This is a genomic window from Streptomyces sp. NPDC046859, assembly GCF_040645135.1.
Lineage (GTDB): Bacteria > Actinomycetota > Actinomycetes > Streptomycetales > Streptomycetaceae > Streptomyces.
On sequence record NZ_JBEYXR010000003.1, the window covers coordinates 99999 to 113498 of the forward strand.

Consider the following 13500-nt stretch of genomic DNA (forward strand, 5'->3'; position numbering starts at 1 on the left):
GCCGGTGGGGGGAGCAAAGTCCTTTTCCGCGGGGCGGTCTCAGCCGCCGCACTGCCGCAGCATCATCTCCTTGTCGGCCTTGGTGACCGGCAGTTCGTACTTGAGGGAGACCTGGGCGAAGCGGACCGCGTAGGAGCAGCGGATCGCCTTGCTGGGGGGCAGCCAGGCCGCGGGGCCGGAGTCGCCCTTGGAACTGTTGGTGGGGCCGTCGACCGGGAGCAGGTTCAGCGGGTCGTTGGCGATGTCCTGCCGTTTGCCCTTGGGCCAGCGCGAGGCGCCCATCTGCCAGTCGTAGGACAGCGGCATGACGTGGTCGATCTGCACGGTGGTGGCGCGGGACTTGGTCCACCCGATGGTCCGGCCCGTGTACGGGTCGTCCAGCGTCATCGAGGTCACCACGCAGTTCGAGCCGGAGCGGAAGCGGACGTCCTGGCCGTCGCGCTTGAGCAGGTCGTTGCGGGTGTCGCAGCCGTTGCGGGAGAACGGGACGCCGCCGGGCGCCGAGTCCATCCAGGCGTAGCCGAACGCGTCCCGGTCGTAACCGGTCTTCGGGCCGCGGCCCTTCGTGGCGACCTTCTCGATGAGGGCGCGCGCCTCGGCCCGGTCGGCGTCCGAGGTGAGGGGCGCGAGGCCCGGCTCGGTGCCGTCGGGGTTGTCCAGCGGGCTCGCCGCGTGTCCGGAGCCCGCCGCCGGACCGGCGCCGGTCGCCCCGTCCGGTGCGGGCAGTTCGACGTTCTCGCAGCCTCCCAGCAGCAGTGCCGTGCCGAGCACGGCCGCGGCGGCCGCCGCCCCACCCCTCAGACGCCTCACGGTGCCGTCCCTCCCCTGGCCTGCCCCGATGCCCCGTGGCTCGGACTGTGTCTTCCCCGGTACCCGGTCGCGCACACGGTAGCCGCCCGGCGCACGGGGGCAACCAGCAGGTCCAGACCAGAAACCGGCCCAAGTGCGCATAGCACGCAAGTCGGGCGTATCGTCGGTCATGAGTCACTCGGGAAGGAGCTCTGGATGGGCATCTTCGACAGGTTCAAGAGCAACCGCCACGCGCAGGACAAGGCCAGGGACATGTCCGACGCCGCGGAGCGAAAGGTCAACGAGAGGACGGGCGACAAGTACGGCAGCCGCGTCGACGACGCTCAGCAGCGGATCGAGCGCCAGGCCGGCATGGAGCGTGACAAGCCCGACCAGCCGTGAGGCCGTAGACCACGCCCAGCCCGAGAGAGGCCGCCCGCGCGGACAGAGGCCCCGCGGACGGCTTCGGGCTGTTCCCGGCCGGAGGCCGGGTCCCCTCCGTGGGTCAGGACCCCAGGACCGAGGTCAGGAACTCCCCGACCCAGCCCAGCAACTCCCGGCCGACCAGCGGCTTCCCGCCCACCTTCGCGGTCTTCGGACGCGGCACCAGCACCTGGTGGTTCGACGGCTTGATGACGGTGCCCGGATACAGGCGCTTGAGCCGCAGCTCCTGCGACTCGCGCAACTCCACCGGCGCGAACCGGATGTTGCTGCCCTGCAGCACGACCTCGCCGACGCCGCACGCCCGGGCCAGCATCCGCAGCCCGGCCACCAGCAGCAGGTTCTCCACGGGTTCGGGCAACTTGCCGTAGCGGTCGACGAGTTCCTCGCGGACGGCCTTGACGTCCTCCTCCGTGTTGGCGGAGGCGATGGCGCGGTAGGCCTGCAGGCGCAGCCCCTCGCCCGGGGCGTAGTCGTGCGGGACGTGCGCGTCGACCGGGAGCTCGATCCTGACCTCCAGCGGCGGCTCCTCCTCCACGCCGCCCTCCACCGAGGCGCGGTAGTCGGCCACCGCCTCGCCGACCATGCGGACGTACAGGTCGAAGCCGACGCCCGCGATGTGACCGGACTGCTCGCCGCCCAGCAGATTGCCGGCGCCGCGGATCTCCAGGTCCTTCATGGCCACGTACATGCCCGCGCCCATCTCGGTGTGCTGGGCGATGGTGGCGAGCCGCTCGTGCGCGGTCTCCGTGAGCGGCTTCTCCGGCGGGTACAGGAAGTAGGCGTAGCCGCGCTCGCGGCCCCGGCCGACGCGGCCGCGCAGCTGGTGCAGCTGCGAGAGACCGAAGTTGTCGCCGCGCTCCACGATCAGGGTGTTGGCGTTGGAGATGTCGATGCCCGACTCGACGATCGTCGTCGAGACCAGCACGTCGAACTTCTTCTCCCAGAAGTCGACGACGACCTGCTCCAGCGCCTGCTCCGACATCTGGCCGTGGGCCGTCGCGATCCGGGCCTCGGGGACGATCTCGCGCAGCCGGGCGGCCGCCCGGTCGATCGACTCGACGCGGTTGTGGATGTAGAAGACCTGGCCCTCGCGCAGCAGCTCGCGGCGGATCGCCGCGCCGATCTGCTTCTCCTCGTACGGCCCGACGAAGGTGAGGACCGGGTGCCGCTCCTCCGGCGGGGTGGTGATCGTGGACATCTCGCGGATGCCGGTGACCGCCATCTCCAGGGTCCTCGGGATCGGGGTCGCGGACATCGTCAGGACGTCGACGTTCGCGCGCAGCTTCTTCAGCTGCTCCTTGTGCTCCACGCCGAAGCGCTGCTCCTCGTCGACGACGACCAGGCCCAGGTCCTTGAACTTGGTCTCGGAGGAGAACAGCCGGTGGGTGCCGATGACGACGTCGACGGAGCCGTCGCGCAGCCCCTCCAGGACCGCCTTCGCCTCGGCGTCGGTCTGGAAGCGGGACAGCGCGCGCACGTTCACCGGGAACTGCGAGTAGCGCTCGGAGAACGTCCCGTAGTGCTGCTGCACGAGCAGGGTCGTCGGCACGAGCACGGCCACCTGCTTGCCGTCCTGGACGGCCTTGAAGGCGGCGCGCACCGCGATCTCCGTCTTGCCGTAGCCGACGTCGCCGCAGATCAGGCGGTCCATCGGGATCGACTTCTCCATGTCCTCCTTGACCTCGGCGATGGTCGTCAGCTGGTCCGGGGTCTCGGCGTACGGGAAGGCGTCCTCCAGCTCGCGCTGCCAGGGGGTGTCGCCGCCGAAGGCGTGCCCCGGCGCGGCCATGCGCGCGCTGTAGAGCTTGATCAGGTCGGCGGCGATCTCCTTGACGGCCTTCTTGGCGCGCGCCTTGGTCTTGGTCCAGTCGGCGCCGCCGAGCCGGTGCAGGGTGGGCGCCTCGCCGCCGACGTACTTGGTGATCTGCTCCAGCTGGTCGGTGGGGATGTACAGCCGGTCGCCGGGCTGGCCGCGCTTGGCCGGGGCGTACTCCACGACCAGGTACTCGCGGGTGGCGCCCTGCACGGTGCGCTGCACCATCTCGATGTAGCGGCCGACGCCGTGCTGCTCGTGGACGATGTAGTCGCCCGCCTCCAGGGTGAGCGGGTCGATGGTCTTGCGGCGGCGGGCCGGCAGACGGGCGCCGTCCCTGCCGGCCGCCTTCTGCCCGGTCAGGTCGGTCTCGGTGAGGACGGCCAGGCGGAGCGCGGGGTCCATGAAGCCGTAGTCGATGCAGCCGCAGGCGACATGCACGACCGACGGGGAGATCTCCTCCAGGTCGACGGTCAGCCGGGCCGGGACGCCCTCGCCGCCGAGCACCTCGACGGTGCGGGCAGCCGGGCCGTGGCCCTCGGTGACGAAGACCGTGCGCCAGCCGTCGGCGAGCCAGCCCTTGGTGTCGGCGAGCGCCTTCGCGGTGTCGCCCCGGTAGGACTCGGGGGCGCGCATGCCCAGCTTGAGGGTGTCCGCGTCGAGCTCGTCGTCGGCGGCGAACGGCGACACCGACCACCACATCATGTCCAGCTCGCGCGCCCGGTCCCGGACGTCCGCGATGGACCACAGGGAGGCCGCGCCGACGTCGATGGGGGCCTCGCCGCCGCCCGCGGTGGCGGCCCAGGACGCCTGCAGGAACTCCTGCGAGGTCGCCACCAGGTCGGCCGCGCGGGTGCGGACCCGCTCCGGGTCGGCGACGACGGCCATCGCGCCCTTGGGCAGGACGTCGAGCAGCAGCTCCATGTCGTCGACCAGGACCGGCGCCAGAGACTCCATGCCCTCGACGGCGATGCCCTCGGCGATCTTGCCGAGCAGTTCACCGAGCTCGGGGTGTTCCTCGGCGAGCACCCGCGCCCGCTCGCGCACCTCGTCGGTGAGCAGCAGCTCCCGGCAGGGCGGCGCCCACAGGCCGTGCTCGGCGACCTCCAGGGAGCGCTGGTCGGCGACCTTGAAGTAGCGGATCTCCTCGACGTCGTCGCCCCAGAACTCGATGCGCAGGGGGTGTTCCTCGGTGGGCGGGAAGACGTCGAGGATGCCGCCGCGGACGGCGAACTCGCCGCGCTTCTCGACGAGCTCCACGCGCGAGTACGCGGCGGCCGCGAGGGCGTCCACCACGGCGTTCAGATCGGCGGTCTCCCCGCTGCGCAGGGCGACCGGCTCCAGGTCGCCGAGGCCCTTGACCTGCGGCTGGAGGACGGAGCGCACGGGCGCCACCACCACGGACACCGGTCCGGTCTCCGGGTCGTCGGGCCGGGGGTGGGCGAGCCGGCGCAGCACGGCCAGGCGGCGTCCCACGGTGTCGCTGCGGGGGCTGAGGCGCTCGTGCGGCAGGGTCTCCCAGGACGGGTACTCCACGACGCCCTGCTCGGGCAGCAGGGAGCGCAGCGCCGCCGCCAGGTCCTCGGCCTCCCGGCCGGTCGCCGTGACGGCGAGGACGGTGCGGCCGGTCTCGCGGGCGAGCGCCGCGATCGCGAAGGGGCGGGCCGCCGGGGGGCCGACCAGGTCGACGTGCATGCGGTTGCCGTCCGCGGCCGCCGCGACCGCTTCCGCCAGGGCGGCGTCCTTGACTAGGGCGTCGAGCAGACCGTGCAGACTCATGGAGAGGGCTTTCCGTCCAAAGGGATGGGCAACACGAAGGGCCCGACACGGGGGACGGGCCGGGGGTTCCAGCGTACGTCGCCGCAGGGGCGGACGCCGGGGCCTGTGGATGACGCCGGCCACTCCGTGCGGCTCCCGTGACACGCGGCGGCGCCGGACGCCCCGCGCCCCCGCCCGGCCCACGGGGCCCCGGGTCCTCTCCTGCCCCGGCCCCGGCGAAGGCGCGGGGGCCGGGACAGGCCGTGCGCACGGCTCACAGGGCGCCGCGGACCCCCGCGGGCCCGCCCGGCCGGGCGCCGGACCCGTGGACGGGACGCCCCCGGCACCGGTCGCGCGGCCCGGGGAACGGGCGGGAGCCCGGAGGGCCACGCACGGGCCCGGCGCTCCGAGCCCCCGCCCCGGGCGGGCGCGGCCCCGCGCCGGCGGTCCCGGCCGCCCCCGGGGGCGGCCCCCGGTCTCCCGCGCCCGTCCACGTAAAGTCCCCCCATGCCCACCCGAGCCGCCTCCGCGACACCGGACGCCTCCCCGGACCCTGCGATACCGGGGACCGCTCCGCGTGCCGGCGAGTCGTCGCCGGCCGGGGCGGGGCGGTGGGACCCCTGGGTGCTGGCCGTCGTGCTGTTCGCCGGGTACGCCGTCGTCTCCGTGGGCCGGTACCGCCATCTGGGACAGCGCTCGTGGGACCTCGGCATCTTCGAGCAGGTCGTGCGCTCCTACGCGCACCTCCAGGCGCCGGTGGCCGATCTCAAGGGCCCGGGGTTCAACATCCTGGGCGACCACTTCAGCCCGGTGACCGTGCTGCTCGCGCCGCTCTACCGGCTGTTCCCGTCCTCCGTCACCCTGCTCGTCGCCCAGGCCGCGCTGTTCGCGCTGTCCGCCGTCCCGGTCGCCCGGGCCGCCGCCCGGCTGCTGGGCCGGGGGCGCGGGCTGGCGGTCGGCGTCTCCTACGGGCTGTCCTGGGGCGTCCAGCAGGCCGTCGACTTCGACTTCCACGAGATCTGCTTCGCCGTGCCGCTGCTCGCCTTCGCGCTGGAGGCGGTCCTGGCCCGGCGCTGGCGGGCCGCCCTGCTGTGGGCGCTGCCGCTGGTCCTCGTGAAGGAGGACCTGGGGTGCACGCTGAGCGCGCTCGCCGTGGTCGTCGCCTGGCGGGCGCGCGGCACCTCCCCGCGCGCGGCCCGGTACGCGGCCGGGGTCGCCGTGTTCGGGGCCGTGGCCGTCGCCGTCACCCTGCTCGTGCTGATACCGGCGTTCAACACGGCGGGCTCCTACGACTACTGGAACAAGGTGGGCGAATCGGGCGGCGGGGGGCCGCTGGACGGCCTGGACACCAAGCTGCGCACCCTCGGCTGGATCCTCATACCGACGACCGGCCTGCTCGCCCTGCGCTCCCCGCTGCTGCTCGTGGCGCTGCCCACCGTCGGGTGGCGGTTCGTCTCCTCCTACCCGCAGTACTGGGGGACGGACTGGCACTACAGCGCCGTCCTGATGCCGGTCGTCGCCCTCGCGCTCGTCGACGCCCTGCGCACCGCCGGGCACAGCCCCCGCCCATGGCTGCGGTCGTACGCCCGGCACCTGCCGGCCGCCGTCGCGGGTGCCGCCCTGGCGCTGACGACCTCGCTGCCGCTGGCCGCCGTGACCGAGACCGAGATCTACCGCAAGCCGGAGCGGGTCACCGCGATCGAGCGCCTGCTCGCCGAGGTGCCGGACGGCGCCTCCGTGGAGGCGAACATCGCCCCGATCAGCCGCCTCACCGCCCGCTGCCGGGTGTTCTGGGTCAGCAACACCCAGGGCGTCGAGCCGGACTACATCGCCCTGGACAACTCCCGCAAGCGCTACCGCGACGTCGAGGGCTACGCCCGCACCCTGCACCCGGGCGCCCGCTACACCGTCCAGGGCACGGCCTACGGGGTCGTCCTGCTGGAGCGGCAGGGCGGGTGATGAGCGGCGGCCCGGCCCGGAGGGTCGTCCCCTCCGGGCCGGGCCGGTCCTCCGCAACCCCCGTGTGCGGTGGCTACTCGGTCGCGATCGCGTTGAGCACGTTCATCCGGCCCGCCCGGAACGCCGGCACGAGGGCGGCGAACAGGCCCACGAAGGCCGATCCGATGAAGACCCCGGCGATCGTCGGCCACGGGATGTCGAGGACGCCCAGGCCCTCCAGGGCCAGCAGCCGCTGGGCGGTCGCGCCCCAGCCCATGCCCAGTCCGAGGCCCAGCAGGGCGCCGAAGAGGGCGATCACCACGGACTCCAGGCGGATCATGCGGCGCAGCTGCCGGCGGGACAGGCCGACGGCGCGCAGCAGGCCGATCTCCCGGGTCCGCTCGACCACCGACAGGGCCAGGGTGTTCACCACACCGAGGACCGCCACGATGATCGCCAGGGCCAGCAGGCCGTAGACCATGTTCAGGAGCTGGCCGACCTGGTCCTTCAGCTCCTCCTTGTAGTCGGTCTGGTCACGGACCTGGTACTGCGGGTACGGGTCGAGCGCCTTCTTCAGGGCCGCGTAGGCGGCGTCCTGCTTGCCGTCCTCCGCCTTGGCGAACATGATCACGTCCTGCGGGATCCGGTCCGCGGGCAGGTACGTCCGGAGCGTGTCGATGCTCAGGTACCGGGCGCCCTGGTCGATGGCGGTGTCGTCGTCGGTGATGGCGGCGACCTTCAGCTCGGCCGTCTCACCGCCCTTGAAGGCGACGGTGATCGTGTCGCCGACGTGCACGCCGTGCTTCTTCGCGTAGTCGCTGCCGACCGACATGGCGTCCTTGCCGTAGGCGGCGGACAGGGTGCCCTCCGTGGTCGTACGGCGCAGGTCCTCGGCGTACGTCGGGTCGGCGGCCGTGACCCCGGTGTCGTCGGTCCTGCCGTCCGGCGAGGTCAGGGTGGCGTCGACGCTCTTGTAGTGGGTGACGTGGGCGAGGCCGGGCGTGCGCTCCATGGCCTTCTCGGCCTGCGGCACGATCGGCTGCTGCTGGCTCATCACGATGAAGTCCGCGCCGACCGACTTGTCGAGCTCGCTCGTCGCCGAGGCGACCATCGAGGAGCCGACCACCGACAGGCACGCCACCAGGGCGAGGCCGATCATCAGGGCGGCACCGGTGGCGCCGGTGCGGCGCGGGTTGCGCAGGGCGTTGCGCTCGGCCATGCGGCCCACGGGCCCGAACGCCCGCAGCAGCACCGCGCTGATCACCCGGACCACACCGCCCGCGAGGAGCGGGCCGATGACGACGAAGCCGATCAGGGACAGCACCACACCGCCGCCCAGCATCAGCGCGCCGTCGCTCGCCTTGTCGGCGGTGGCCGCCGCGTACAGGGCGACCGCGCCCGCGCCGGTGAGCACCACTCCGACCAGGCCCCGCACCCGGCCGGCCTTGCCGTCGGCGGGGGTGCCGGCGTCGCGCAGGGCGGCCATCGGGGAGACCTTCCCGGCGCGGCGGGCCGGCAGGTAGGCGGCCAGCACGGTCACCACGACACCGAGGATCAGGCCGACCACGGGGGTCGTCGTCCGCACGGTGAGGTCGTCGGTGGACAGGCTCATGCCGGCCATCGACATCAGCTTCATCAGGCCGACGGCGATCCCGACGCCCGCGCCGACGCCGAGGACGGACCCGACGAAGCCGAGCAGCAGCGCCTCGACCAGCACCGACCGGTTGACCTGGCGGCGCGAGGAGCCGATGGCCCGCATCAGGCCGATCTCGCGGGTCCGCTGGGCGACCAGCATCGAGAAGGTGTTGATGATCAGGAAGATGCCGACCAGGAACGCGATCCCGGCGAAGCCGAGCATGGCGTACTTGATGATGTCCATGAACTCGCCGACGTCCTTGCGGTTCTCGTCGGCGTTCTCCTTGGCCGTCTGGATCTTGTACGAGCCGTCCAGGGCCTGTGCCACGTTCCGCTTGAGCCGGGTGTCGCTCACGCCGTCCGCGGCGGTGACGGAGACCTGGGTGAACCGGCCGGTGGCGCCGAGCAGGGCGCGCTGGCTGGTCGCGGTGTCGAAGTAGACGACGGCCGCGCCCGGGTTGGTCACCTTCCAGGAGGCGATGCCGACGATCTTCGCGCGGATGTCGCCGGTGGCGGCGATGGTGCGCAGTTCGTCACCGAGCTTCAGGTCGTGCTTGTCGGCGGTGTCGGCGTCGACCATGACCTCGGTGGGCCCGCGCGGGGCGTGCCCGGAGGTGATCTCCATGGACCGCAGGTCGTTCTCGGTCCAGTTGCCGGCGATGGTGGGCGCCCCGGTGGACGACCCCATGTTCTTGTTGTCGGCGTCGACGACGGTCACGTTCAGCGAGGTGACCGCGCCCTCCGCCTTCTTGACGCCGTCGACCGACGCGACCTGCTCGACGACCGACGCCGGCAGTGAGGCGGGCCGGCCCGTGCCGGCGCCGTCGTCCTCGTCCTCGGCGTCCTTGGGGCTGACGCTGACGTCGGAGGCGGTGACCGCGAAGAGCTTGTCGAAGGTGGTGTTCATCGTGTCGGTGAACACGAGCGTGCCGCACACGAACGCCACGGACAGCAGCACCGCCACCGCGGACAGCGTCATCCGGCCCTTGTGCGCGAAGAAGTTGCGCAGCGAGGTCTTCACGACGGTCATGACGTGCGCCCCCGGGCGTCGAAGTCCTTCATGCGGTCCAGGACCGCTTCCGCCGTCGGCTTGTGCATCTCGTCGACGATGCGTCCGTCGGCGAGGTACAGCACCCGGTCCGCGTAGGACGCGGCGACCGGGTCGTGGGTGACCATCACGATGGTCTGCCCGAGCTCGTCCACGGAACGGCGCAGGAAGCCCAGCACCTCGGCACCGGCGCGGGAGTCCAGGTTGCCGGTGGGCTCGTCACCGAAGATGATCTCCGGGCGGGCGGCGAGGGCGCGGGCGACCGCGACGCGCTGCTGCTGGCCGCCGGAGAGCTGGGTGGGCCGGTGCTTGAGCCGCTCGGACAGGCCCACGGTGTCCACGACCCGCCCGAGCCACGCCTTGTCCGGCTTGCGGCCGGCGATGTCCATCGGCAGCGTGATGTTCTCCAGGGCGTTCAGCGTGGGCAGCAGGTTGAACGCCTGGAAGATGAACCCGATGCGGTCGCGCCGCAGCCGGGTGAGCTTCTTGTCCTTCAGGCCGGTGATCTCGGTCTCGTCGAGGTAGATCTGCCCGCTGGTGACGGTGTCGAGCCCGGCGAGGCAGTGCATCAGGGTGGACTTGCCGGACCCCGAGGGGCCCATGATCGCGGTGAACTGCCCGCGGGCGATGTCCACGTCCACGTGGTCGAGGGCGACGACGCGGGTCTCCCCCGACCCGTACGCCTTCACGACCTGCCGCGCCCGCGCGGCAACGGCCGTACTCCCTCCCGTCACCCGGTCACCACCCCTCAACGAGGCGCTGCGCGGCGCACCTTCAGAATCGCCCCCGTGCCCGGGAATGGTCACAGCCGATGTCACGGTATGTCTCCTAAGTCGGTTCAGCAGGCGCGTCACGCCATCTCGTTATGGCGTCAGTCTCGGGTCGGGAGGGGGTCCGGCGCGCTGGTGCCCGGCCCCGTCTTCTGCGGGGGTAAACCCCACCCCCACCGGTTCGGTCAGCCACCCCCCGGCGGCGTAAAGCCAGGTTAAGGACGCGGCCCCCGCCGTCTCGTCCTCCGCCGGTACCAACCCTCCCCGAGACCTGGTACGGAGGTACCCCTAGGGGCTCTCCCCCCTGGGGTGGACGCCGCATCAGGGTCGCTGCGCCCTTCGGCCCATGCAGCCTCCACCCTGCCGCCGCGTGAGGGTCAAGTGCGGAGCCGTCCCCGGACGGACGGATGCACGGGGAACACATTCGGTCGTCGCGGTGTCCTGCCCCGGCGCTGGGGGACGCACTATCCCACCGCGCATCCCTGGCGTTGCTCAGGTCGGTCGCGGAGGATTACCGGCATGAAGCGGATCGAGACCAGCATCCCTGACGCATCGGCACTGACCGGCCGGCGCAGGTCGAGCTACAGCGGCGAGAGCGGCGGCAACTGCCTCGAAGTCGCCGACACGGCACACCCCTCCGTCCCCGTCCGTGACAGCAAACTCCCCACCGGTCCGGCCCTCGTCTTCTCCGCGTCCGCCTGGACCGCGTTCGTCGGCAACGTGTATCGCGGGCGTATCGAAAACCGCGTACACCGCCGCAACAGCCCCGCCTCTGTCATGGAGGCATGACCCACACCCCGTCCCCATCCCCTCGGAAGCCGTCCCGCGCGCTCGTCCCCGCCGGGACGGCCGTGCTCGGCGTGGCGGCCGTCCTGTTCCTCCTGCGGCGGCCGCTGACGATGGCCGCGCCGACCTGCGTGGCCGGGCGGTGGCACGGCTGCTTCGACACGTTCAACGGCGTGGTGCTGATGACCCTGCTCACCGTTCCGTCGGCCGTCCTGGTGGCGGGGGCGCTGGCGTGGTGGCGGCGCTCCCGCGGGGTCCCGGCGGCATGGCGGCTGTCGCTGGCCGAGGTCGGCATGGTGCACGGCACGGTGCCGTTCGTCTGGCTGGTCCTCATGCCCGGCGCGGCGGCGGGCCGGGTCCCCGGCCGGGTCAGCCTCGTACCGCTGCGCGACCTGGTCACGATGGGCCCGCTCGGGATCACCGGCAATCTGCTCGTCTTCGCGGCCCTCGGCTTCTTCGCACCGATGCGGTGCGCGGCGCTGGCGTCCGTGCCGCGTGCGCTGGCGCTCGGGGCGGCCTGTTCGGTCGTGGTCGAGACGGCGCAGTACGTGCTGCGCCTGGACCGCGTGTCGTCGGTGGACGACGTCCTGGTGAACGCCGCCGGTGCCGCGCTCGCCGCGCTGGCGTCGCGCCGCTGGTGGCGCGTCCCGGTGCGGCCGTCCTCGCATACGCCGGCGGTACGCACCGCTGCCTAGGCTGCGGACATGCGCGTACTGATCGTGGAGGACGAGCCCTATCTGGCCGAGGCCGTCCGGGACGGCCTGCGGCTGGAGGCGATCGCCGCCGACATCGCCGGTGACGGCGACACGGCCCTGGAGATGCTGAGCGTCCACTCCTACGACATCGCCGTCCTGGACCGTGACATCCCCGGCCCGTCCGGCGACGAGGTGGCCCGGCACATCGTGGCGTCCGGCAGCGGCGTCCCGATCCTCATGCTGACCGCTGCCGACCGGATCGACGACAAGGCGTCCGGGTTCGAGCTGGGCGCCGACGACTACCTCACCAAGCCGTTCGACCTGCGGGAACTCGTCCTGCGGCTACGGGCGCTGGACCGCAGGCGCGCGCACGCCCGGCCCCCGGTGCGGGAGATCGCGGGTCTGCGCCTGGACCCGTTCCGCCGGGAGGTGTTCCGCGACGGACGCCATGTGGCGCTGACCCGCAAGCAGTTCGCGGTGCTGGAGGTGCTGGTCTGCGCCGAGGGCGGCGTGGTCGGCGCGGAGGAACTGCTGGAGCGGGCCTGGGACGAGAACGCCGACCCGTTCACCAACGCCGTCCGCATCACCGTCTCCGCATTGCGCAAACGGCTGGGCGAGCCGTGGGTCATCGCGACCGTTCCGGGCGTCGGCTACCGCATCGACACCGGCGGCGACGCCCGTGCCTAGGGCCGGCCCGAGCACCCGGCTGAAGCTCACGCTCAGCTATGCCGGTGTCGTCCTCGTCACCGGGGCGGTGCTGCTGGCCGTGGTGTGGGTGTTCCTGCTGCGCTATGTGCCGGACAACTCGCAGGGCCTGCTGGGGGTCTCCCCCAACCGGTACCTGCTGTCGCGGATCTTCGGGCGCGCGGCGGCCGTCACGATGGGGGTGCTGCTGGTGGCCGGCCTCGGCGGCGGGTGGATCCTCGCCGGGCGGATGCTGGCGCCGCTCACCCGGATCACGGCCGCCGCCCGGACGGCGGGGAGCGGATCGCTGGCGCACCGCATCCGCATGGAGGGCCGCCGGGACGAGTTCCGTGAACTGGCGGACGCCTTCGACGGCATGCTGGAACGGCTGGAGTCGCACGTGGCCGAGCAGCAGCGGTTCGCCGCGAACGCCTCCCACGAGCTGCGCACCCCGCTGGCCATCTCGCAGGCCCTGCTCGACGTCGCCCGCCGGGACCCGGACGGCGACCACGACGAGGTGTTCGCCCGCCTCCAGGCCGTCAACGCCCGAGCGATCGACCTGACGGAGGCCCTGCTGCTGCTCGGCCGCAGCGACCGGGGCGACTTCGCCCGGGAGACGGTCGACCTGTCCTTGCTCGCCGAGGAGGCCGCAGAGGTGCTGCTGCCCCGGGCCGAGGAGCGCGGGATCACGCTGGACGTCTCGGGCGGGGCCGCCCCGGTCGCCGGCTCGGCGGAACTGCTGCTGCGGATGGTGACGAACCTCGTCCAGAACGCGGTCGTCCACAACCTTCCCGACGGCGGCACCGTCACCGTGCGGACCGGGACGCGGGGGGACCTGGGCGAGCTGCGGGTGGAGAACACCGGCCCGCCGGTGCCGCCCGGCGTCGTGCCGACGCTGACCGAGCCGTTCCGGCGCGGCACCGAGCGCGTCCGCACCGACGGGCACGCGGGCGCCGGTCTGGGCCTGGCCATCGTGCACAGCGTCGTCCGCGCGCACGGCGGGACCCTCGATCTGGCGCCCCGTCACGGCGGCGGCCTGCTGGTCACGGTGCGTCTGCCGGGCGCCGGGCGGACACCTGCCGGACAAGCGGCGCGAAAAGTATGAGTTAACGCCGGTAACACCGCTGGTCAGACACGGCT

The 13500-nt window shown here is 72.7% G+C and carries 10 protein-coding genes; 6 read left to right on the plus strand and 4 right to left on the minus strand.

Going from position 1 to position 13500, the window contains the following annotated elements; translation table 11 throughout:
* Positions 1–39: 39 nt before the first annotated feature.
* A complete protein-coding gene (locus ABZ899_RS04920) occupies positions 40–810 on the minus strand; it encodes an HNH endonuclease family protein (RefSeq protein ID WP_361340789.1) in 771 nt (256 codons plus the stop codon).
* 195 nt (positions 811–1005) lie between these two features.
* Between ABZ899_RS04920 and ABZ899_RS04925 the strand changes: the two genes are divergently transcribed.
* Positions 1006–1191: an Rv0909 family putative TA system antitoxin gene (locus ABZ899_RS04925; protein ID WP_361340792.1), complete on the plus strand. Its 186-nt coding sequence runs from the start codon at positions 1006–1008 to the stop codon at positions 1189–1191.
* Positions 1192–1294: 103 nt separating this feature from the next.
* Here ABZ899_RS04925 and mfd read toward each other — a convergent pair whose 3' ends face one another.
* Positions 1295–4825: a transcription-repair coupling factor gene (gene mfd / locus ABZ899_RS04930; RefSeq protein WP_361340795.1), complete on the minus strand. Its 3531-nt coding sequence runs from the start codon at positions 4823–4825 to the stop codon at positions 1295–1297.
* A gap of 486 nt (positions 4826–5311) precedes the next feature.
* Between mfd and ABZ899_RS04935 the strand changes: the two genes are divergently transcribed.
* Complete coding sequence (locus tag ABZ899_RS04935; protein WP_361340798.1) at positions 5312–6763, plus strand: DUF2079 domain-containing protein; 1452 nt, start codon at positions 5312–5314, stop codon at positions 6761–6763.
* Between the two features lie 73 nt (positions 6764–6836).
* Here the strand turns inward: ABZ899_RS04935 and ABZ899_RS04940 are convergent, their stop codons facing one another.
* Positions 6837–9407 carry an FtsX-like permease family protein gene (locus ABZ899_RS04940; RefSeq protein ID WP_361340800.1) on the minus strand — a complete coding sequence of 857 codons (2571 nt, stop codon included), beginning with the start codon at positions 9405–9407 and terminating at the stop codon, positions 6837–6839.
* Complete coding sequence (locus tag ABZ899_RS04945; RefSeq protein ID WP_361340803.1) at positions 9404–10159, minus strand: ABC transporter ATP-binding protein; 756 nt, start codon at positions 10157–10159, stop codon at positions 9404–9406. Before ABZ899_RS04945 ends, ABZ899_RS04940 begins: the two co-directional genes overlap by 4 nt.
* Positions 10160–10714: 555 nt before the next feature.
* Between ABZ899_RS04945 and ABZ899_RS04950 the strand changes: the two genes are divergently transcribed.
* From ABZ899_RS04950 to ABZ899_RS04965, 4 genes are read left to right on the plus strand one after another with little or no spacing between them, the layout of a single operon-like run.
* Positions 10715–10984: a DUF397 domain-containing protein gene (locus tag ABZ899_RS04950; protein WP_361340806.1), complete on the plus strand. Its 270-nt coding sequence runs from the start codon at positions 10715–10717 to the stop codon at positions 10982–10984.
* Positions 10981–11676, plus strand: coding sequence for a VanZ family protein (locus ABZ899_RS04955; RefSeq protein WP_361340808.1), 696 nt, complete (start codon positions 10981–10983; stop codon positions 11674–11676). The genes ABZ899_RS04950 and ABZ899_RS04955 overlap by 4 nt, the downstream gene beginning before the upstream one ends.
* Before the next feature lie 9 nt (positions 11677–11685).
* Positions 11686–12363: a response regulator transcription factor gene (locus ABZ899_RS04960; RefSeq protein WP_361340810.1), complete on the plus strand. Its 678-nt coding sequence runs from the start codon at positions 11686–11688 to the stop codon at positions 12361–12363.
* Positions 12356–13465 (plus strand): HAMP domain-containing sensor histidine kinase, encoded by a 1110-nt coding sequence (locus tag ABZ899_RS04965; RefSeq protein ID WP_361340812.1) that lies wholly within the window; start codon positions 12356–12358, stop codon positions 13463–13465. Before ABZ899_RS04960 ends, ABZ899_RS04965 begins: the two co-directional genes overlap by 8 nt.
* Positions 13466–13500 lie beyond the last annotated feature (35 nt).

Excerpts from the sequence above, each read along its gene's own strand:
- ABZ899_RS04960 (WP_361340810.1), top strand. The coding sequence starts at position 11,686 with ATGCGCGTACTGATCGTGGAGGACGAGCCCTATCTGGCCGAGGCCGTC.
- ABZ899_RS04940 (WP_361340800.1), bottom strand. The coding sequence starts at position 9,407 with ATGACCGTCGTGAAGACCTCGCTGCGCAACTTCTTCGCGCACAAGGGC.
- ABZ899_RS04935 (WP_361340798.1), top strand. The coding sequence starts at position 5,312 with ATGCCCACCCGAGCCGCCTCCGCGACACCGGACGCCTCCCCGGACCCT.
- mfd (WP_361340795.1), bottom strand. The coding sequence starts at position 4,825 with ATGAGTCTGCACGGTCTGCTCGACGCCCTAGTCAAGGACGCCGCCCTG.
- ABZ899_RS04955 (WP_361340808.1), top strand. The coding sequence starts at position 10,981 with ATGACCCACACCCCGTCCCCATCCCCTCGGAAGCCGTCCCGCGCGCTC.
- ABZ899_RS04925 (WP_361340792.1), top strand. The coding sequence starts at position 1,006 with ATGGGCATCTTCGACAGGTTCAAGAGCAACCGCCACGCGCAGGACAAG.
- ABZ899_RS04950 (WP_361340806.1), top strand. The coding sequence starts at position 10,715 with ATGAAGCGGATCGAGACCAGCATCCCTGACGCATCGGCACTGACCGGC.